Here is a 20446-nt window from a genome sequence, read left to right as displayed (position 1 = left end):
ACAAGCCTATGAAGACCGGATTCTGGACAGGGCGTGCGCGCCCGCTGGCCCGCCGTGCCGCGATGGGGGCCCTGTTGGCATCGCTGGGTGGTCTCGCCTTCGCCCCGGCGTTGCAGGCCGCCGAGGCCTACCCCAGCAAGCCCATCACGCTGATCCTGCCGTTCCCGCCCGGCGGGGCCACGGATGTGCAGCTGCGCGCCCTGGCGCTGGCGGCCCAGCGCGAGCTGGGCCAGCCCATCGTCATCGTCAACCGCCCCGGCGTGGGCGGCACCCTGGGGCCGGCCGCCATGGCCCAGAGCGCGGCGCCCGACGGCTACACCATCGCGTTGATCGCGGCCACGCTGTTCCGCCTGCCCCACCTCATGAAGGTGAGCTACGACCCGGTGGCCGATTTCAGCTACCTGATCTGCCTGACCGGCTACACCAACGGCCTGGTGGTGCGCCAGGACGCCCCCTGGAAGACCGTGCAAGACCTGCTGGCCGATGCACGCAAGCAGCCCGGCGCCATCAGCTTCGGCAGCACGGGGCGGGGCAGCAGCGGCCACATCGCGATGGAGCGCCTGGCCCGGGCGGCCGGGGTGCAGTTCAACTTCATCCCCTACAAGGGCATGGCCGAAGAGACGGCCGCCCTGCTGGGCGGGCACCTGATGGTCATCTCCGACCCGGGCTGGGGCGCGCTGGCCGAGTCGGGCAAGGCCCGTGTGCTGGCCACCCTGGGCGAGAGCCGCCTCAAGCGCTGGCCCGAGGTGCCCACGCTGCGCGAACTGGGCTTTGACCTGGTGGTCAACTCGCCCATCGGCCTGGCCGGCCCCAAGGGCATGGACCCGAAAGTGGTCAAGGTGTTGCACGACGCCTTCCGCAAGGCCATGGCCGACCCCGGCTTCACCCGCGCGCTGGAGCAGAACGACCAGGTGCCCCTGTACCTGAGCGCCGAGGACTACACCCGCTACGCTGCGGAACAGACCGCGCGTGAGAAGGTGTTCGTGCAGGAACTGGGCCTTAAACTCGACTGATGCCATCGACCGAGGTGACCCGCCACACCATTGCCATCCTGCAGGTCAGTCAGATCCTGCAGGGCGTGCGTGGCCGTGGCGTTGACGTGCAGGCCTTGCTGCGCCGCGCCGGCATCGTGCCGGCGCTGCTGGATTCGCCGCTGTCGCGCGTCACGCAGGCCCAGTACGCGGCGCTGATCAAGCTGCTGAGCCGCAGCACCCGCGACGAGTTGTGGGGCCTGTGCAGCCAGCCCGTGCCGCTGGGCCACTTTGCCCAGATGTGCCGGCTGCTGGTGCAATGCCGCACCCTGGGCGAGGCCTTGCGCACCGGCCTGGCCTATTACCACCGCGTGCTGCCCGACTTCGTGCCCCGCCTGGTGGTGCACGAGGGGCAGGCCGCGGTGCGCCTGGTGGGGCGGGGCGAACGGGCCGTGGAGCGGGGCTATGCCGACCGCACCTTCTGCTTTTTCACCTACGGGCTGGCCTCGTGGCTGGTGGCGCGCCGCATCCCGGTGCTGGAGGTGATGTACCGGCCCATCGACCAGGGCTACAGCAGCGATGCGGGGCGCCTGTTCCAGGCCCCCGTGGTGTACGACCACCCCTGGGTGGGCTTTCGCTTCGAGGCCCGCTGGCTGGATCTGCCGGTGGTGCAGACGCCGCAAAGCCTGCAGGAGTTTCTGCGCCAGGCGCCGGCCAGCCTGCTGATCCGTTACCGCGACCAGACCAGCCTGAGCGAGCGCATCCGCCGCTTGCTGCGGCGCCACCTGGCGGGCGAGATGCCCTCGCTCGAATTCGTCTCCGACTACCTGGCCATGACCCCGCAGACCTTGCGCCGGCGCCTGCGCGACGAGGGCCTGGGCTACCAGGCCATCAAGGACGACCTGCGCCGTGATGCCGCCATCGAGTACCTGGGCCAGCCCGAGCTGACCTTGCTGGACATCGCCAACCGCCTGGGCTTTTCCGAGGCCAGCACCTTCCACCGCGCCTTCAAGGGCTGGACCGGCCTGGCCCCGGGCGTGTACCGCCAGACCTTGTTGCGGCCGCACGCCGGCGCAGCTGCCCCGGACCCGACCACCTTGGCCCTGCCGCATTGAGACCTTGTGGTCTGGGTGCGCTTTACCGAAGCGATGCGATCCGGGCATCGCGCCACCACACGCCGTGGGCATACTGGCGGCGGATTCTGCCGACCTCTTCTGCTTTGCCCATGACCGCCTGCAAAACCCTGTCCACGTTACGCACCACCGCCTTGCTGGGCGGAACCACGCTGCTGCTGGCGGCCTGCGCCCAGCTGGCGCCCGGCGCCGCCGCAGGCACGGGCACCGCCCTGAACTTCGATGCCCAGCGCTACGAGCTGCGCCAGATCCAGGTCAACGACCAGACCCTGGCGGTGCGGGCTTACGAGAACATTGTCTATGTGGCCCGGCCGGCCGATGCACGCTACGAGCGCATGAACCTGTATGTGCCCGAGGCCTATTTCAAGGGCGAGAGCGTGGCCGGCTTCACGGCCCAGACGGCGCCGATCTTCCTGCCCAACGAGGTGGGCGGCTACATGCCGGCCGAACCTGCCAGCCTGAGCGGACGTGCCGGGCTGGGTGGGCCACCAGGAGCGCCCCAACACTCTGGCCGTGGCCCTGAGCCAGGGCTTTGTGGTGGCGGCTCCCGGTGCCCGCGGGCGCACCCAGGCCAACGGCAAGGCCCCCGCAGCCATCGTCGACCTGAAGGCGGCCGTGCGCTACCTGCGCTACAACGACGCGCGCATGCCGGGCAATGCCGAGCGCATCATCTCCAACGGCACCAGTGCGGGCGGCGCCTTGTCGGCCCTGCTGGGCGCCAGCGGCAACAGCCCTGACTTCGAGCCCCTGCTGGCCGAGCTGGGGGCCGCCCCCAGCCGCGATGATCTGTTTGCGGTGTCGGCCTACTGCCCCATCACCAACCTCGAGCATGCCGACAGCGCCTACGAGTGGTTGTTTGCCGGCTTCAACGACTACCAGAAGATCGAGATCTCGATGCTCGACTACAAGGTGCAGCGCAAGCCCGTGGCCGGCACGCTGTCGCCCGAGCAGATCCGGCTCTCGCGTGAGCTCAAGGCTGCCTTTCCGGCCTACCTCAACAGCCTGCAGTTGCGCGGGCCCGAGGGCCAGGCCCTGAGCCTGGACGCCCAAGGGCAGGGCCCCTTCCGGCAGTACCTGAAATCGCTGCTCGTCGCCTCGGCCCAGCAGGCACTGGACCAGGGGCAAAAGCTGTCAGGCCTGAGCTGGCTCACGGTGCGTGAGGGGCGGGTGATCGATCTGAACCTGGAGGGCTATCTGGCCTACGCGGGCCGCATGAAGACCCCGCCCGCCTTCGATGCGCTCGACCTCAGCTCGGGCGAGAACCAGCTGTTTGGCCTCGCCCAGGCTGACAAGCAGCATTTCACCGACTTCGGCATGGCGCACAACACCGCCCCGGGCGCCACCCGCGCCGACGCGCAGCAGGTGGCCATGATGAATCCCATGAATTACATCGGCCGCGCCGGTGTCAGCACCGCACGCCACTGGCGCATCCGCCAGGGCACCAAAGACCGCGACACCTCGCTGGCCGTGCCCCTGATCCTGGCCAGTGCGCTGCGCCAGCAAGGCCGGTCGGTGGACCTGGCCTTGCCTTGGGACCGCCCGCACAGCGGTGACTACGATCTGGATGAGTTGTTCGCCTGGGCGCGCCAGATCAGTTTGGCGCGCTGAGCGGGCAGGGGCAGGGCTCAGCCCCGCATCAGCGCCTCGGCCACCGCCGCAAAGGCCGGCAGCGTGATCGGGTCGTTGCCCACGCCGCTGGCCACCGGGTGCGAGCCGGTGCGCACGATCACCATCTCGGCGGCCGGGTCGATGTAGATGCACTGGCCGTGCACGCCGCGCGCCATGTAGGCGCCGTGGGCGTTGTGGCTGACCCACCACATGCTGCGGTACGACCAGCCCGGCAGGGTGGCGCGGTAGCCCTCGGCCTGGGCAAAGTGGCTGCGCTGGCCGCCGGCCTCGATGTCGGCCACCACCGCCTCGGGCACGATCTGGCGGCCGTTGAAGTGGCCGCGCAGGCGCATCATCTCGCCAAAACGGGCCAGGTCGCGCACGGTGGCGCTCATGCCGCCGCCGCCAAAGGCCGCGCCCGTGGCGTCCAGCGAGATCGAGGCCTCGTGATCCATGCCCAGGGGCTGCCACAGCCGCTGCGAGATCTGCGTGGCCAGGCGCTGGCCATGCAGGCGCTCCAGCAGCCAGCCCAGCACCTGGGTGTTGACGGTCTTGTAGGCAAAGGCGGTGCCATGCTCGCCCTGCTGGCGCAGCGTGGCCAGGAACTCGCCATAGCTGAGCGGGCCGGCATAGCCCTCGGGGCGGGGCAGCAGGCCGCCGGCGCGCGAGAAATCCCAGATGCCGGCCTGCGGGTCGGCATAGTCTTCCGAATAATCCAGCCCGATCAGCATGTCCATCACCTGCCGCACGCTGGCCGTGCCATAGGCGCTGTGGCGCAGTTCGGGCAGCAGCTCGGCCACGGGCTGCTGGGGGTCGAGCCGGCCCTGGTGCACGTCCATGGCGGCCAGTGTGCCGACAAAGGATTTGGTGACCGAGAACAGCGCATGGCCCCGATCAGCAGCGCCTTCGCCAAAGTAGTCCTCCTGCACCACCCGGCCCCGGTGCAGCACCAGGATGCCGTCGTAGTAGGTGCGCAGCAGCGCCTCGCGCCAGCTCATCGCTTCACCGTGTAGGGAGGTGAAGCGCAGGGCATCCAGGTCATCGCGCAGGGCCAGCGGCAACGCACTGGGGGCGCCAGGTGCGCGCTCGATCGCCGTGGTGGGCACAAACTCGCGCAGGTGGCTCAGGCTCCAGCGCAGCTGCGGAAAGCGCAGAAAGCTGCCGTCGTCGAACCGGATGGTCTTGTCGGCCGGCGGCGGCGAGCCCTGCATCCAGCCCAGGGCCTGTGGGTTGCTGGCGTGGGCGTCGGGCCAGGTGGGGGGCGTGAGGGTGTCTGACATGGGTGGATTTCTGGGGGCCAAGTGGATCCCGATTGTGGCGATCTTTGGTAGCGAGTCGATTTCGCTGACGCGACAGACGGGCATTTTGAGAAACGATTAAAAAACGGTCGCTCATCAAAAAAACGCTTAGGTTTCAAGAAATTCGATGATTTCTGGCACCGATGCCCATTTTTTGATTAAAAGCCAAGCCCCAAAACAAACGGCCCGTGACCACCACAGGGGCGGGCACGGGCCGTCGGGGCACAGGCGAGGGGCTGTGCTTACTTCACTTCGCTCACGAACTGCGAGTTCGGGCGGCGCACCTTCTTCAGGTTGACCAGCCAGTCCTTGTCCTCTTCGCGGTAGCCCAGGGGCAGGATGATCACGCTGCGCAGGCCCTTGGCGCGCAGGCCCAGGATCTCGTCGAGGGCGGCGGGGTCGAAGCCTTCCATGGGGGTGGCGTCCACGCCTTCGGCGGCAGCCGCGATCAGCGCGGTGCCCAGGCCGATGTAGGCCTGGCGGGCGGCGTGCTGGTAATTGGTTTCAGCATCGCGGCCAGGGTACAGGGCCAGCAGCTTGGCGCGGTAGGCTTCCCAGCCTTCGTTCTTGAAACCACGTTCGTCATTGGTCAGGTCGAACATGTGGTTGATGCGATCGGCGGTGTAGTTGTCCCAGGCGGCGAACACGATCAGGTGCGAGCCGTCGGTGACCTGGCCCTGGTTCCAGGCGATGGCCTTGATCTTCTCGCGCACTTCGGGGTTGGTCACCACGATCAGCTCGTAGGGCTGCAGGCCGCTGGAGGTGGCGGTCAGGCGCACCGCTTCGATGATGCGGTCGACCTTGTCCTGGGGGACGGCCTTTTGCGGGTTCATCTTCTTGGTGGCATAGCGCCACTTGAGCAAATCGTTCAGGTTCATGGTACGGACTCGGAAATGGGATTGGGATGGGTTTTTGACCCGGTGTGCCATCGCTGGGCCGGGTGTGCATTGCATTCTGCCACCGACCTTGTTTTCTTGCCGGCAACGCAATATTTCCAAATTGGAGACAGTGCTTGTTGCGTAAAGCGCGTTGCACCGGCCTGTTGGTGCACGGTGCCCTGAACGCGGCCCCTGGTATTTTCTGCCAATCAGATTGGCTCAATCCGCGATTGGCCTGCTCTCCTGAAATGCGCAAACTGAAGGCCTGAATCCGCTCGAAGAAGCGGGTCGGGTCCTCAAAACCAGGAGACAAGACATGCGCGTTTCACGTCGATCAGCCTTGCAGGCCCTCGCGGCCATGGGGCTGGCTGCAGGCGGGGGCTCCGCCTTTGCCCAGGCCTATCCGGCCAAGCCCATCCGTCTGGTGGTGCCTTACCCGGCGGGTGGGGGCACCGACATCATGGCCCGCATCCTGGCCACCCAGCTGGCGCAAAGTTGGGGCCAGCCGGTGCTGGTCGACAACAAGCCCGGGGCCAGCGGCATGCTGGGCAACGACATCGTGGCCAAGGCCGCGCCTGATGGCTACACCGTGCTCGTCAGCATCACGGCCATGATCCAGTCGCCGGCACTTTATGCCAAAGTGCCCTACGACGTGCTGCGCGACTTCGCCCCCGTCTCGCAGCTGGCCACCTCGTCCGATCTGTTCATCGTGCCGTCCAGTTCGCCGGCCAAGACCCTGGCCGAGTTCATCGCCCTGGCCAAGGCGCGGCCGGGCAAGCTCAACTACGGCACCTATGGCAACGGCACCTCGTCTCACATGCATGGCGAGCTGCTCAAGATGGCCGCGGGCATCAACCTGATCTCGGTGCCCTACAAGGGCGCCGGCCCCGAGGTGAACGACCTGCTGGGCGGCCAGCTCGATTCGGCCTTTGTCGACGCCACCTCCATCACCCCGCACCTGCGCTCGGACCGCATCCGTGTGCTGGCCATCACCGGCACCCAGCGGCACCCGTCGCTGCCCGAGGTGCCCACCCTGGGCGAGCAGGGGCTCAAGGGCTTCGAGTCCAACGGCTGGTTTGGTGTGTTTCTACCGGGCGGTACGCCGCGCCCCATCGTCGACAAGCTGTCGGCCGAGGTGCAGCGCATCGTGGCGGGGGCCGAACTCAGCGGCCGCCTCAAGGCCATGGGCCTGACCCCGGTGGGCGGCACGCCCGAGCAGTTGCAGGCCGTGCTGAGCAACGACCTGCCCAAGTGGGAGCGCATCGTGCGCGAGGCCCGCATTTCCATCGAGTAGCCGCCGGCATCGGCCTTCGATTTCCGCTTTCCGCTTTCCGATTTCCAGAACCCTGGGCCCGAGTTGGGCCCGCAGGAGACTTCCATGAGTGCTGTTCAAGCGTTGCAACGTGCCGTCCATGTGGTGGGCGTGGGCATGATCCCCTTCACCAAACCCGGTGCCAGCGAGCCCTACACCGTGATGGGCGCCCGCGCCGCCCGGCTGGCCCTTGACGATGCCAAGGTCGACTACGCCCTGGTGCAGCAGGCCTATGTGGGCTATGTGTATGGTGATTCGACCGCCGGCCAGGCCGCGATCTACGGCGTGGGCCTGAGCGGCATCCCGGTGTTCAACCTCAACAACAACTGCTCCACCGGGTCGAGCGCGCTGTTCCTGGCGCGCCAGGCGGTGGCCAGCGGCATGGTCGAGTGCGCCATCGCGCTGGGTTTCGAGCAGATGCAACCCGGCGCGCTCAAGGGCGCCTGGGACGACCGCCCCTCGCCCATGGCCCGCTTTGCCGAGGCCATGGATGCGCACCAGGGCTACGAGCCCCAGACCCCGCGCGCCGCGCAGTTCTTCGGTGGCGCCGGGCGCGACTACATGCGCCAGTACGGCACCCGGGCCGACACCTTTGGCCGCATCTCGGTCAAGGCGCGCCAGCACGCCGCACGCAACCCGCTGGCCCTGTTCCGCCAGCCCCTGACGCTGGACGAGGTGATGGCCTCGGCCACCGTGTTCGACCCGCTCACGCGCTTCCAGTGCTGCCCGCCCACCTGCGGGGCCGCCGCGGCCGTGGTGTGCTCGGCCGACTTTGCCAAGCGCCACAAGCTGGACCAGCGCGTGGTGATCGCCGCCCAGGCCATGACCACCGACACCCCCAGCACTTTCGAGAGCGACGACATGCGCAAGGTGGTGGGCTACGACATGAGCGCGGCGGCGGCCCGCCAGGTGTATGAGGCGGCCGGCATCGGCCCCGAAGACCTGGACGTGGTGGAGCTGCACGACTGCTTCACGGCCAACGAACTCATCACCTACGAGGCCCTGGGCCTGACCCCCGAGGGCACGGCCGAGAAGTTCATCCTCGACGGTGACAACACCTATGGCGGGCGCATCGTCACCAACCCCTCGGGCGGCTTGTTGTCCAAGGGCCACCCGCTGGGTGCCACGGGCCTGGCCCAGTGCACCGAGCTGGTGTGGCAGCTGCGCGGCCAGGCCGAGCAGCGCCAGGTCGAGGGTGCCCGCCTGGCCCTGCAGCACAACCTGGGCCTGGGCGGGGCCTGCGTGGTCACCCTGTACCAAGCCGTTTGAAGGGGCACGCACCATGATCGACAAGAAGTTCATCGGGCATGTGATGCCCCGCTTCAGCGCCGTGGTCGAGGCCGGTCGCCTGCGCTTTTTTGCCAAGGCCACGGGCCAGACCGACCCGGTCTACAGCGACGAGGCCGCCGCCCGCGCCGCCGGCCACCCCGGCCTGCCGGTGCCGCCCACCTTTCTGTTCTGCCTGGAGATGGAGTCGCCCGACCCGGCCGCCATCCGCGACCTGCTGGGCATGGACTACCGCACCCTGCTGCATGGCGAGCAAGGCTTCACTTACCACCGCATGGCCTACGCGGGCGACACGCTGAGCTTCGAGCAGCGCATCGACGACATCTACGACAAGAAGGGCGGGGCGCTGGAGTTCGTGGTGCGCGGCACCCGTGTGCGCAACCAGCGCGATGAACTGGTGGCCGAACTGCGCGCCGTGACCGTGATCCGCAACCAGCCAGGAGCCTGAGATGAGCACGCTTCCCTCTTTCGACCAGGTGAACGTGGGCGATGCCCTGCCGGCCTTCGAGACCCCGCCGCTGTCGCGCCACACCCTGGCCCTGTACTGCGGCGCCTCGGGCGACCACAACCCCATTCACGTCGACATCGACTTTGCCAAGGCCGCCGGCCTGCCCGACGTGATCGCCCACGGCATGTTGTCCATGGCCTGGCTGGCCCGCCTGCTCACGAACTGGGTGCCGCAAAGTGCGCTGCGCGAGTACAGCGTGCGCTTTGCCGCCATGACCCAGGTGGGCGAGCGCATCACTTGCGCGGGCCACATCACCGAGAAGTTTGAACGCCAGGGCGAACGCTGCGTGCGCCTGGCCCTGAGCACCACCAACGCCGAGGGCGTGATCAAGCTGGCCGGTGAGGCCGTGGTCGCCTTGCCCTGAACCCTGACCCTTTGAAGGAAACCCCATGAGCAACGCATTGAACAAACTCGCGGGCAAGGTGGCCCTGGTCTCCGGCTCTGGCCGGGGCATCGGGCGCGAGATCGCCCTCAAGCTGGCCCGCGAGGGCGCGGCCGTGGTCATCAACGACCTGGACGAGGCCCCGGCCCGCCAGACCGTGGCCGAGATCGAGGCCGCCGGCGGGCGCGCCCTGGCCTGCGTGGGCAGCGTCACCGAGGCCGGCTTTGCCGAGCGCTTTGTCGAGGCCGCGGTCAGCACCTATGGCGGGCTGGACATCATCGTCAACAACGCCGGCTACACCTGGGACAGCGTGGTGCAGAAGATGAGCGACGAGCAGTGGGACGCCATGCTGGCCGTGCACCTGACGGCCCCCTTCCGCATCCTGCGCGCCGCCTCGGGCTTCATCCGCGAGGCCAACCGGCGTGAGAGCGAAGAGGGGCGCGATGTGTTCCGCAAGGTGGTCAACATCTCGTCCACCTCGGGCGTGTACGGCAACGCGGGCCAGGCCAACTACGCGGCCGCCAAGGCCGGCATCAATGGCCTGACCAAGGCCATGGCCAAGGAGTGGGGGCGCTACAAGGTCAACGTCAACAGCGTGGCCTTCGGCCTGATCAAGACCCGGCTGACCGAGGCCGACGCCACCGCCGGCGCCAGCATCGACATTGCCGGCCAGCAGATCAAGGTGGGCGTGAACCCGCAGATCCTGAAGAACGCCGAAGCCCTGATCCCCCTGGGCCGTGGCGGCACGCCCGAAGAGGCGGCCGGTGCGGTGTACCTGTTCTGCATTCCCGAGTCGAACTACGTCAGCGGCCAGGTGCTGGTGTGCGGCGGCGGCCGCCCCTGAGGAGCTTTTCATGGATGAGCAAAGCGTCTTGAGTTTTCCGCGCACCCTGTTCCGCGACGACCACGAGGCCTACCGCGAGACGGTGCGCCGCTTCGTGGCCCGCGAATGCCTGCCGCGCCAGGCCGAGTGGGACGAGGCCGGCCGGGTCGACCGCGAGACCTGGCTCAAGGCCGGCCGCGAAGGCCTGCTGTGCACGGCGATCAGCCCCGACTACGGCGGCGCCGGGGGCGATTTCGGCCACTGCGCCGTGCTGGTCGAAGAGGTGGCCCGCTCGGGCGTCAGCGGCCCGGGCTTTCACCTGCACTCGGACATCATCGCGCCCTACATCGAGCGCCTGGGCACCGAGGCGCAGAAGCAGCAGTGGCTGCCACGCTGCGCCAGCGGCGAGACCATCCTGGCCATCGCCATGAGCGAGCCCGGCGCCGGCAGCGACCTCAAGGCCATCCGCACCACGGCCCGCCGCGAGGGCGACGAGTATGTGATCAGCGGTGCCAAGACCTTCATCAGCAACGGCCTGAACTGCGACCTGGTGGTGCTGGTGGCCAAGACCCAGCCCGAGCTGGGCGCCAAGGGCACCTCGCTGATCCTGGTCGAGGCCGACCGGCCGGGCTTCCGCAAGGGCCGCAAGCTCGACAAGATGGGCCTGAAGGCGGCCGACACCGCCGAGCTGTTCTTCGACGAGGTGCGCGTGCCGGTGAACAACCTGCTGGGCGAAGAGGGCAAGGGCTTCAGCTACCTGATGACCGAGCTGGCCCAGGAGCGCCTGATCATCGCCATCGGCGCCGCCGCCAAGCTCGAGGCCATGCTGGCCGAGACCATCCGCTACACCAAGGAGCGCATGGTGTTCGGCAAGCCGCTGTTCGACTTCCAGAACACCCGCTTCAAGCTGGCCGAGATCAAGGCCCGCGCCACGGCGGTGCGCATGATGGTCGACCAGTACCTGGCCGAGCATCTGCGGCGCAAGCTCAGCCTGCAGGAGGCCGCCATCGCCAAGCTCTTCAGCACCGAGGAGTTGGGCCGCTGCCTCGATGAGCTGCTGCAGCTCTACGGCGGCTACGGCTACATGATGGAGTACCCCATCTGCCGCGCCTATGTGGACTCGCGCGTCAACCGCATCTACGGCGGCACCAGCGAGGTCATGAAAGAGCTGATCTCGCGCACCCTCTGAGCTGCCTGGCCCGCCATGCCCACCCCCCGGCTTCACCGCTCACAGCAGGCCCAGCCACTGGCCCCACACCAGCTGGCCCAGGTAGCGCTGGGGCAGCAGCGTGAACACGCCGGCGCCCACGCAGGCCATCCAGTACAGCGACTGCATGCAGCGCCGGTGGCCGCTGATGTTGCGCCGGGCCAGAAACCAGAAGGCCCCGAACAGACCCGAGAAACACACCGGCACCAGCAGATGGATCGGGGTGTAACCCGCCCAGTTGGGCAGGCTGAAATCCCGGATGAACAGGGCCGAGGTGGCCGTGATCAGCATCAGCGTGACCCAGGCGTAGCCTGCGGCGCGGTGCAGCCAGGGGCGTTGCGTGCGGCCCTGACGGGCCCACAGCGCGACCGGGCCCAGGGCCAGGGCGCCCAGGGCAGCACTCAGGTGGATGGCGATGGAGGGTGTGAGTTGCATGGCAGATCAGGGGTTTCAACAGCAGATGGGGCGAAGTGTGCGCGGGCTCAGCGCCGATCACATCTGCTTTTCGACCGACTGCCTCTGTGCTTCGCCAAATGTCAATTTCAAAGTGCCAGTTGTCTGATTTTCAAGCCGGTGACCGAGCGCCTTGGCAGCACGCCAGAAGCGCTTTTCAACTTTCAGGAGGCCTTCTGATGCATCCCCGAGTCCATGCCCGCACCCAGCCCGACAAAGCCGCCCTGGTGATGGCCGACAGTGGCCAGCGCCTGAGCTATGCCGAGCTCGACGCCCGTGCCAACCAGGTGGCCCAGCTGCTGCGCGCACGCGGCCTGAAGGCCGGCGACCACATCGCGCTGCTGCTGGAGAACCAGCTGCGCTTTTTCGAGCTGTGCTGGGGCGCCCAGCGCGCCGGCATCATCTACACCGCGATGAGCACGCGGCTCAAGGTGGCCGAAGCGGCCTACATCCTCGACAACTGCCAGGCGCGCCTGCTGGTCAGCTCGCAGGCCCTGGCCGCCCAGGCCGGCGAGCTGCTGGGCCAGATGCCCAGCGTGCACACCTGCCTGATGCTGGACGGCACGGTGCCGGGCTTCGAGTCGTATGAGGCGGCGCTGGCGGCCCAGCCGGCCACGCCGATCGGCGACGAGAGTGCGGGCGGCGACATGCTGTACTCCTCGGGCACCACCGGCTACCCCAAGGGCGTGTTCGTGCCGCCCGATTCGCCCGAGGTCGAGGCCGTGCCGGCCCTCACCGGCATCTGCCAGCGCGTGTTCGGCATGGACGCTTCCACGGTCTACCTGTCGCCCGCGCCGCTGTACCACGCGGCCCCCATGCGCTTTTGCATGAGCGTGATGCGCCTGGGCGGCACCGTGGTGGTGATGGAGCACTTCGACCCCGAGCGCTACCTGGCCGCGGTGCAGCAGCACCGCATCACCCACACCCAGGTGGTGCCCACCATGTTCGTGCGCCTGCTCAAGCTCAGCGAGGCGCAGCGCCAGGCCTTTGATGTGTCGTCGCTGCGGGTGGCCATCCACGCCGCAGCACCTTGCCCCATCCCGGTCAAGCAGCAGATGATCGCCTGGTGGGGCCCGGTGCTCTGGGAGTACTACGCCGGCACCGAGGGCAATGGCATGACCCTGGTCGGCTCGGCCGACTGGCTGAGCCACCCCGGCACCGTGGGCCGTGCCGTGATCGGCCAGCTGCGCATCTGCAACGAGTTCGGCGAGCCCGTGCCTGCGGGCGAGACCGGCACCGTGTACTTTGCCGAGGGCAAGCCCTTTGCCTACCACAACGACCCGGCCAAGACCGCCGAATCGACCAACGCCCACGGCTGGACCACGCTGGGCGATGTGGGCCATGTGGATGCCGAGGGCTACCTGTACCTGACCGACCGCAAGGCCTACATGATCATTTCGGGCGGGGTCAACATCTACCCGCAAGAGGTGGAGAACCTGCTCGTCACCCACCCCATGGTGATGGACGCCGCCGTGCTCGGCGTGCCCAACGAGGAGTTCGGCGAAGAGGTCAAGGCCGTGGTGCAGCCGCGCGACATGGCCCAGGCCGGCCCGACCCTGGCGGCCGAGCTGATCGCCTTCTGCCAGCAGCACCTGTCGCACATCAAGTGCCCGCGCTCGGTCGACTTCGAGGCCGAGCTGCCGCGCCACCCCACCGGCAAGCTCTACAAGCGCCTGCTGCGCGATCGCTACTGGGCCGGCCACGCCAGCCGGCTGGTCTGAATACCCGCCTTCATGAACCCGCAGGAGACCCCCACCTTGACCGCCCCTGTCACTCCGCGCCATCACCGGCACTGGCCGCCCGGCGTGCCGCACGCGTTCCGCCCCAGCGCCGTGGGCCTGAGCCACTACCTCGAGGTGGCCGCGCAGCGCTACCCGGCCAAGCCGGCCCTGCTGTTCTGCGGCCTGAGCCTGAGCTATGCCGAGCTGCACCGGCGCGTGCAGGCCCTGGCCGCCTGGCTGAACCGGCGCCTGGGCGTGCAGCCCGGCGACCGCGTGCTGCTGATGAGCCAGAACTGCCCTCAGTACGTGCTGGCCTACCACGCCGTGCTGCGCCTGGGCGCGGTGGTGGTGCCGGTCAACCCCATGAGCACCACGCCCGAGCTGCAGTGGTTCCAGCAGGACACCGGGGCCCGCGTGGCCCTGCTGGCGCAAGAGCTGCTGCCCCGCCTGCAGCCCCTGCTGCAGTCCGGCGCCATCGAGGCCGCGGTGGTCCATGCCTATGCCGATGCCATGCACCCTGACGAGGTCGGGGCCCCCAGCTCGCCCTGGCCCGAGCCCTTTCATCAGCCGCGCCAGGCCTTGCCGGGCCCGGGCCTGCACGGGCTCGAAGAGGCCCTGGCCGAGGCCACCGAAAAGGGCTGGCAGCCCGACTGGCTGCACCCCGGCCCCGAGGCCCTGGCCGTGCTGCCCTACACCTCGGGCACCACCGGCCACCCCAAGGGTTGCATGCACACGCATGGCACGGTGCTGGCGTCCAACCTGGCCTCGCAGGTGTGGCGCCGACTGCATGCCGATTCGGTGTTCTTGAGTGTGGCGCCGCTGTTCCACATGCTGGGCATGCAAAACGGCATGAACATGCCGCTCACCCTGGGCGCCACCCTGGTCATGATGCCGCGCTGGCATGCGCCCACGGCGGCGCGCCTGATCGAGCAGCACCGGGTCTCGGTGTGGACCGCACCGCCCAGCATGGTGATCGAGTTCTTTGCCCAGCCCGATGTGATGGCGCGCGACCTCAGCAGCCTGAGCCTGCTCTCGGGCGGCGGCGCCGCCATGCCCGAGGCCGTGGCCACCCTGTTGGCCGATCGCTTCGGCCTGGCCTACAACGAGGCCTACGGCCTGTCCGAGACGGCCGCCTTTCTGCACGCCAACCCGCTGCACCGCGGCAAGCGCCAGTGCCTGGGCATGCCCACGCAGGGCGTGGTGTCGCGCATCGTCGACCCCGCCACCGGCGAGGAACTGCCCGCGGGCGAGGTGGGCGAGCTGGTCACCAGCGGCCCGCAGCTGATGCTGGGTTACTGGCGCAACCCCGCGGCCACCGAGGCCGCCTTCTTCGAGCGCGACGGCCTGCGCTTCTTCCGCACCGGCGACCTGGCCAGCGTGGACGAGGACGGCTACTACTTCATGCGCGACCGCCTCAAACGCATGATCAATGCCTCGGGCTTCAAGGTCTGGCCGGCCGAGGTCGAGAGTGCCTTGTACGAGCACCCGGCCATCTTCGAGGCCTGCGTGATCGCGGTGGACGACCCCAAGCGCGGCGAGACCGTCAAGGCCCTGGTGGTGCTGCGCCCCGGCCATGAAGGAACGCTGAGCGCCGAGCAGCTCACGGCCTGGGCGCGTGAGCGCATGTCGGCCTACAAGGTGCCGCGCCTGGTCGAGTTTGTGCCGGCCCTGCCCAAGTCGGGCACCGGCAAGATTTTGTGGCGCGAGCTGCAGGAGGCGCACCGGCACAGCCCCGGCAGCGAGCCCGCCCCAGCCCACGCCGAACTTCAGGAGACCCCATGAACCCCGATAACTTCGAGCGCATCCGCTTTGCCGTGCGCGACCAGGTGGCCACGCTCACGCTGCACAACCCCGAGCGGCGCAATGCCTTCGACCCCGCCATGCGCGAAGAGATGCGCCAGGTGGTGGCCTGGCTGCGCGCTGACCCCGGCATCCGCGCCCTGGTGCTGACGGGCGCGGGCGAGCATTTCTGTGCCGGTGGCGATCTGCGCAACATCGCCACCGTGGGCCTGGACAACGCGGGCTGGCGCGCGCGCCTGCAAAGCCTGCACGACTGGCTCAAGGAGCTGATCACCCTCGACCGCTCGGTGATCGCCGCGGTGGACGGTGCGGCCTATGGCGCCGGCTTCAGCCTGGCCCTGTTGGCCGACTTTGTGATCGCCACGCCGCGGGCGCGCTTTTGCATGTCTTTCATGCGCGTGGGCCTGGTGCCCGACTGCGCGGCCTTCTACACCTTGCCCCGCATCGTGGGCGTGCAGCGCGCCCGCGAGCTGATGCTGTCGGCCCGCGAGGTCGATGCCGCCGAGGCCCTGCGCCTGGGCATCGCCATGGAGTTGCAGCCGCCCGAGCAGTTGCAGGCGCGGGCCCAGGCCCTGGCGGCCAGCTTTGTGCAGGCCTCGCCGATGGCGGTGGCGCTCGTCAAGCGCACCCTGGCCGCGCCCGGGCACGACCTGCCCACGCTGCTCGAGATGGAGGCCAACGCCCAGGCCCTGGCCATGGGCACCGAGGCACACCGTGTGGCGGTGCAGCGCTTTCTCGACAAGCAGCCCGCGCTGTTCCAGTGGCCGGCCGCCTGATCCCCTTTTTGATGACACCTCAGCAACCCAAGGAGAACAACATGAGTCAATCCAGCCCGTCCCGCATGGTCGAAGGCAAAGTGGTGGTGGTCACCGGCGCAGGCGGCGGCATCGGCCGCGACATCGCCCTGGCCATGGCCCGTGAAGGGGCCCGTCTGGTGGTCAACGACATCGGTGCCTCGGTGGCCGGCGAAGGCAACGATGCCGGCCCGGCGCAGAAGGTGGTGGACGAGATCCGCGCCCTGGGCGGCGAGGCCGTGGCCAACACCGACAGCGTGAGCGAGGCGGTCAGCGCCGGGCGCATCGTGCAGGCGGCGCTCGACACCTTCGGCCGCATCGATGTGGTGGTCAACAACGCGGGCATCCTGCGCGACCGCTTCTTCCACAAGATGAGCCTGGACGAGTGGGACGCCGTCATCAAGGTGCACCTGTACGGCGCCTACTACGTGAGCCGCGCGGCCTCGACCCACTTCAAGGAGCAGGGCTCGGGCAACTACATCCACATGACCTCCACCTCGGGCCTGATCGGCAATTTCGGCCAGGCCAACTACTCGGCGGCCAAGTTGGGCATCGCGGCGCTGTCCAAATCCATTGCGCTCGACATGCAGAAGTTCAACGTGCGCAGCAACTGCATCGCCCCCTTCGCCTGGAGCCGCATGATCGGCAGCATCCCCACCGAGACCGATGCCGAAAAGGCCCGGGTCGAGCGCATCAAGCAGATGACCCCGGCCAAGATCGCGCCCCTGGCCGTGTGCCTGGCCAGCGATGAGTCGTCTTACGCCAACGGCCAGATCTTTGCCGTGCGCAACAACGAGATCTTCCTGATCAGCCAGCCCCGCCCCGTGCGCTCGGTGCACCGCAGCGAGGGCTGGACGCCCGAGAGCGTGGCCAGCCACGCGCTGCCGGCCCTGAAGGCCATGTTCTACCCCCTGGACCGCTCGGGTGATGTCTTCACCTGGGACCCGATCTGATGTCCGCCGCGCACAAGGAGCCAACCATGAGTGAGCAAGGGCAGGGCGTCCAGGCCCGGCATCAGGCCTGGCTGGACCAGGGCCGTTTCATGATCCAGCGCTGCGCCGCCTGCGGCCAGCATGTGTACTTTCCGCGCGCGGTCTGCCCGCACTGCGGCGCCTCCGACCCCGGCTGGGTGGAGCCCAGCGGCGCGGGCATGGTGTACTCCGTCACCGTGGTGCGGCGCAAGCCCGAGGCGGGCGGCGACTACAACGTCTGCCTGATCGACCTCGATGAAGGCGTGCGCCTGATGAGCCGCGTCGAGCAGCAGCCCGCCGATGCGGTGCAGGTGGGGCAGCGCGTGAAGGCCCGCGTGCTGCAGGCCGAGGGGCAGGGCGGCATCGTGGTGTTCGACCCGGTGGCTGAGCCGGCCGCGGCCGCGCCAACCCCGGTGCCGCATGGGCCTGCCGCACCGACCCCGGTGCCGCGTGGCCCCGCCGCCCCGGCCGCCCCGGCGGTGCACACCCCGCCAGCCCTGCGCGCCTTGCGCGGCAGCGCCGTCATCGCCGGTGTGGCCACCTTCGGCTGTGGCGAGGCCACGGGCTACACCGAGATGGAGGTGCTGGCCCACGCGGCGCGTGCCGCCGTGGCCGATGCGGGCCTGACGATGCGCGACATCGACGGCCTGTGCACCGCCAGCGTGCTGTCCACCATGTGGCCCATGCCGGTGACCGAGTACCTGGGCCTGAACCCGCGCTACATCAACGGCACCATGGTGGGCGGCTCCAGCTTCGTGGCCCACCTGCTGCCGGCCATGATGGCCTTGCAGGCGGGCCAGTGCAACGCGGTGCTGGTCTGCTATGGCAGCACGCAGCGCACGTCCACCTTCGGCCGCAGCGAGATCGCCAAGGCCCGCCGCGTGATGGACCCGCAGCCCTACGAAACGCCTTACGAGCCCATGCAGCCGCTGTCGGCCTATGCGCTGGCCGCCCGGCGCCACATGCACCAGTACGGCACCACGCGGCGCGATCTGGCCGAGGTGGCGGTGGCCGCGCGCGCCTGGGCGCAGCTCAACCCCGAGGCTTTCATGCGCGACCCGCTGAGCATCGAGGATGTGCTCAAGGCGCGCATGGTGTCCGACCCGCTTTCGGTGCGCGACTGCTGCCTGGTCACCGACGGGGGCGGGGCCTTGGTGCTGACCCGCGCCGACCGGGCCGCCAGCCTGCCGCGCAAACCGGTGTACGTGCTGGGCAATGCCACCGCCAACTGGAACCGCCAGATCTCGTCCATGCACGACCTGACCGTGACGGCGGCCAGCCAGTCGGGCCGCGAGGCCTTTGCCATGGCCGGCCTGGCCCCGCGCGACATCGGCCTGCTGGAGCTGTACGACGCCTTCACCATCAACACCCTGCTGTTCCTCGAAGACCTGGGCTTCTGCCCCAAGGGCGAGGGCGGGCGATTTGTGCAGGACGGCGCCATCGCCCCGGGCGGGCGCCTGCCGGTCAACACCAACGGAGGCGGGCTGTCGTGCGTGCACCCGGGCATGTACGGCATCTTCACCCTGATCGAGGCCGTGCGGCAGCTGCGCGGCGACGCCGGGGCCCGCCAGGTGGCCGGCGCCGTGACGGCCCTGGCCCATGGCAACGGCGGCACCTTGTCGAGCCAGGCCACCGCCATCCTGGGCACGGCCGACGCGCTGTGACCGCAACCGAAAGAACCCACCCATGATCCGAGACCCCCAAACCTTTCAGGCCCTGCTGGATTCCGTCACCCGCTTCACCCGCGAGCGCCTGGTGCCGGCCGAGAACGAAGTGGCCGAGACCGATGCCATCCCCCACGCCATCGTGCAGGAGATGCGCGACATGGGCCTGTTCGGCCTGACCATCCCCGAGGCCTATGGCGGCCTGGAGCTGACCATGGAGGAAGAGGTGCGCGTGCTCTTCGAGCTGTGCCAGACCTCGCCCGCCTTCCGCTCGGTGATCGGCACCACCGTGGGCATCGGCTCGCAGGGCATCCTGATGGATGGCACGCCCGAGCAGCAGGCCGAGTACCTGCCGCGCCTGGCCACCGGCGAGCTGATGGCCTCGTTCGCCCTCACCGAACCCGACGCCGGCAGCGATGCCGCCTCGCTGCGCACCACCGCGATCAAGGGGGTGGACAGCGAGGGCGAGCACTACATCGTCAACGGCAGCAAGCGCTACATCACCAACGCCCCGCAGGCCGGCATCTTCACGCTGATGGCGCGCACCAACCCGGCCGACAAGGGTGCGGGCGGGGTGTCGGCCTTCATCGTCGATGCCCACTCGCCCGGCATCAGCCTGGGCCGCATCGACCGCAAGATGGGGCAGAAGGGCGCCCACACCTGCGACGTGATCTTCGACAACGTGCGCGTGCCGGCCCACCAACTGATCGGCGGGGTGGAGGGGCGCGGCTTCAAGACCGCGATGAAGGTGCTCGACAAGGGCCGCATCCACCTGGCCGCGGTGTGCGTGGGCGTGGCCCGGCGCATCCTGGCCGATGCCCTGCGCTACGCCATCGAACGCCAGCAGTTCGGCCAGCCGATTGCCGAGTTCCAACTGGTGCAGGCCATGCTGGCCGACAGCCAGACCGAGCTGTATGCGTCCGAGTGCATGGTGATCGACGCGGCGCGCCGGCGCGACGAGGGCCGCAACGTGTCCACCGAGGCGGCCTGCTGCAAGCTGTTTGCCAGCGAGATGTGCGGCCGCGTGGCCGACCGTGCGGTGCAGATCCTGGGCGGGGCCGGCTACCTGGCCGAGTACGGCATCGAGCGCTTCTACCGCGATGTGCGCCTGTTCCGCCTGTACGAGGGCACCAGCCAGATCCAGCAGATCGTGATCGCCCGCAACATGGTGCGTGAGGCCCGCGCATGAGCTCCGGGGTGCTGGAGGCCGGTGCTGAACCCTCTACCGACACCCGCGCCCTGTTTGCCCAGGTGGCCTTCAACCACCTGCTGGGCCTGCAGCGCGAGTTTGCCGAGGGCGGCGTGGCCCGGCTCTCGCTCGATCTGCGGCCCGAGCTGACCAACAACTTCGGCGTGGTGCACGGCGGCGTGCTGATGTCGCTGATGGACAGCGCCATGTCCAGCGCGGCGCTGTCGGCCACGGGCTTTCAGAAGGCAGTGGTCACGATCGACATGAGCACCAGCTTTCACCGCCCCGGCCGGGGCCGCCTGCTGGCGCATGCCACCTGCCAAGGCGGTGGCCGCTCGGTGTGCTTTTGCGAGGCCCGGGTGGAAGACGCCAGTGGCCAGGTGGTGGCGCGTGCCATGGGCACCTTCCGCTACGTGCGGGTGTGACGAGATTCAAGAAATACAACGG

Annotated in this window: 19 protein-coding genes and 1 pseudogene; 17 read left to right on the top strand and 3 right to left on the bottom strand. The window is 68.8% G+C overall.

Annotation, left to right across the window (positions count from 1 at the left end):
- Positions 1-8 precede the first annotated feature (8 nt).
- From L880_RS0130290 to L880_RS36580, 3 genes are all read left to right on the top strand, one after another.
- Positions 9-1013, top strand: a complete 1005-nt coding sequence (locus L880_RS0130290) for a tripartite tricarboxylate transporter substrate binding protein (RefSeq protein ID WP_051443691.1) — start codon at positions 9-11, stop codon at positions 1011-1013.
- A complete protein-coding gene (locus L880_RS0130285) occupies positions 1013-2086 on the top strand; it encodes an AraC family transcriptional regulator (RefSeq protein ID WP_027478791.1) in 1074 nt (357 codons plus the stop codon). The genes L880_RS0130290 and L880_RS0130285 overlap by 1 nt, the downstream gene beginning before the upstream one ends.
- Positions 2087-2617: 531 nt before the next feature.
- Positions 2618-3712, top strand: coding sequence for a subtype B tannase (locus tag L880_RS36580; protein WP_245615441.1), 1095 nt, complete (start codon positions 2618-2620; stop codon positions 3710-3712).
- Between the two features lie 17 nt (positions 3713-3729).
- On the opposite strand, the gene L880_RS0130275 is transcribed toward L880_RS36580, so the two are convergent.
- Together L880_RS0130275 and L880_RS0130270 are read right to left on the bottom strand one after the other, a co-directional pair.
- Positions 3730-4992 carry a serine hydrolase domain-containing protein gene (locus L880_RS0130275; RefSeq protein ID WP_051443690.1) on the bottom strand — a complete coding sequence of 421 codons (1263 nt, stop codon included), beginning with the start codon at positions 4990-4992 and terminating at the stop codon, positions 3730-3732.
- A 260-nt stretch (positions 4993-5252) separates the two neighbouring features.
- Positions 5253-5888: an NAD(P)H-dependent oxidoreductase gene (locus L880_RS0130270; protein WP_027478789.1), complete on the bottom strand. Its 636-nt coding sequence runs from the start codon at positions 5886-5888 to the stop codon at positions 5253-5255.
- Between the two features lie 316 nt (positions 5889-6204).
- Here L880_RS0130270 and L880_RS0130265 point away from each other — a divergent pair, with 316 nt between their 5' ends.
- The 6 genes from L880_RS0130265 to L880_RS0130240 all read left to right on the top strand — a co-directional run bounded on the left by L880_RS0130265 (position 6205) and on the right by L880_RS0130240 (position 11389).
- Positions 6205-7182: a tripartite tricarboxylate transporter substrate binding protein gene (locus tag L880_RS0130265; RefSeq protein WP_027478788.1), complete on the top strand. Its 978-nt coding sequence runs from the start codon at positions 6205-6207 to the stop codon at positions 7180-7182.
- Positions 7183-7266: 84 nt separating this feature from the next.
- Complete coding sequence (locus L880_RS0130260; protein WP_043331040.1) at positions 7267-8469, top strand: lipid-transfer protein; 1203 nt, start codon at positions 7267-7269, stop codon at positions 8467-8469.
- A gap of 13 nt (positions 8470-8482) precedes the next feature.
- The gene (locus L880_RS0130255; RefSeq protein WP_027478786.1) at positions 8483-8935 is read left to right on the top strand and encodes a MaoC family dehydratase N-terminal domain-containing protein; all 453 of its coding nucleotides are present in this window, start codon (positions 8483-8485) and stop codon (positions 8933-8935) included.
- Between the two features lies 1 nt (position 8936).
- On the top strand, positions 8937-9359 hold the full coding sequence (locus L880_RS0130250; RefSeq protein WP_027478785.1) for a MaoC family dehydratase: 423 nt from the start codon (positions 8937-8939) through the stop codon (positions 9357-9359).
- 25 nt (positions 9360-9384) lie between these two features.
- Positions 9385-10221: an SDR family NAD(P)-dependent oxidoreductase gene (locus L880_RS0130245; RefSeq protein WP_043331037.1), complete on the top strand. Its 837-nt coding sequence runs from the start codon at positions 9385-9387 to the stop codon at positions 10219-10221.
- A gap of 10 nt (positions 10222-10231) precedes the next feature.
- Positions 10232-11389 carry an acyl-CoA dehydrogenase family protein gene (locus tag L880_RS0130240; RefSeq protein WP_043331035.1) on the top strand — a complete coding sequence of 386 codons (1158 nt, stop codon included), beginning with the start codon at positions 10232-10234 and terminating at the stop codon, positions 11387-11389.
- Between the two features lie 39 nt (positions 11390-11428).
- Here the strand turns inward: L880_RS0130240 and L880_RS0130235 are convergent, their stop codons facing one another.
- Positions 11429-11842, bottom strand: coding sequence for a DUF2306 domain-containing protein (locus L880_RS0130235; RefSeq protein WP_027478782.1), 414 nt, complete (start codon positions 11840-11842; stop codon positions 11429-11431).
- A gap of 197 nt (positions 11843-12039) precedes the next feature.
- Between L880_RS0130235 and L880_RS0130230 the strand changes: the two genes are divergently transcribed.
- The 8 genes and pseudogenes from L880_RS0130230 (at position 12040) to L880_RS0130200 (ending at position 20424) form a co-directional block, all read left to right on the top strand.
- Positions 12040-13581, top strand: coding sequence for an AMP-binding protein (locus L880_RS0130230; RefSeq protein ID WP_027478781.1), 1542 nt, complete (start codon positions 12040-12042; stop codon positions 13579-13581).
- A 36-nt stretch (positions 13582-13617) separates the two neighbouring features.
- On the top strand, positions 13618-15363 hold the full coding sequence (locus L880_RS0130225) for a long-chain-fatty-acid--CoA ligase (RefSeq protein WP_027478780.1): 1746 nt from the start codon (positions 13618-13620) through the stop codon (positions 15361-15363).
- Entirely contained in the window at positions 15360-16157 is a 798-nt protein-coding gene (locus tag L880_RS0130220) for an enoyl-CoA hydratase/isomerase family protein (RefSeq protein ID WP_027478779.1), read from the top strand. The genes L880_RS0130225 and L880_RS0130220 overlap by 4 nt, the downstream gene beginning before the upstream one ends.
- Before the next feature lie 65 nt (positions 16158-16222).
- On the top strand, positions 16223-17128 hold the full coding sequence (locus tag L880_RS0130215) for an SDR family NAD(P)-dependent oxidoreductase (protein ID WP_027478778.1): 906 nt from the start codon (positions 16223-16225) through the stop codon (positions 17126-17128).
- A pseudogene (locus L880_RS36720) lies at positions 17128-17469 on the top strand (Zn-ribbon domain-containing OB-fold protein); the annotation flags it as partial. The gene L880_RS0130215 and the pseudogene L880_RS36720, both read left to right, overlap by 1 nt.
- Positions 17470-17625: 156 nt before the next feature.
- Positions 17626-18810: a thiolase gene (locus tag L880_RS0130210; protein WP_027478777.1), complete on the top strand. Its 1185-nt coding sequence runs from the start codon at positions 17626-17628 to the stop codon at positions 18808-18810.
- Positions 18811-18832: 22 nt separating this feature from the next.
- Positions 18833-19999 carry an acyl-CoA dehydrogenase family protein gene (locus tag L880_RS0130205; RefSeq protein ID WP_027478776.1) on the top strand — a complete coding sequence of 389 codons (1167 nt, stop codon included), beginning with the start codon at positions 18833-18835 and terminating at the stop codon, positions 19997-19999.
- Entirely contained in the window at positions 19996-20424 is a 429-nt protein-coding gene (locus tag L880_RS0130200; protein ID WP_027478775.1) for a PaaI family thioesterase, read from the top strand. The genes L880_RS0130205 and L880_RS0130200 overlap by 4 nt, the downstream gene beginning before the upstream one ends.
- The last annotated feature ends 22 nt before the right edge of the window (positions 20425-20446 follow it).

The organism is Curvibacter gracilis ATCC BAA-807 (genome assembly GCF_000518645.1).
Lineage (GTDB): Bacteria > Pseudomonadota > Gammaproteobacteria > Burkholderiales > Burkholderiaceae_C > Curvibacter > Curvibacter gracilis.
The sequence above is the reverse complement of the archived record's forward strand: the minus strand, read 5'-3'. Positions and strand labels throughout refer to the sequence as shown.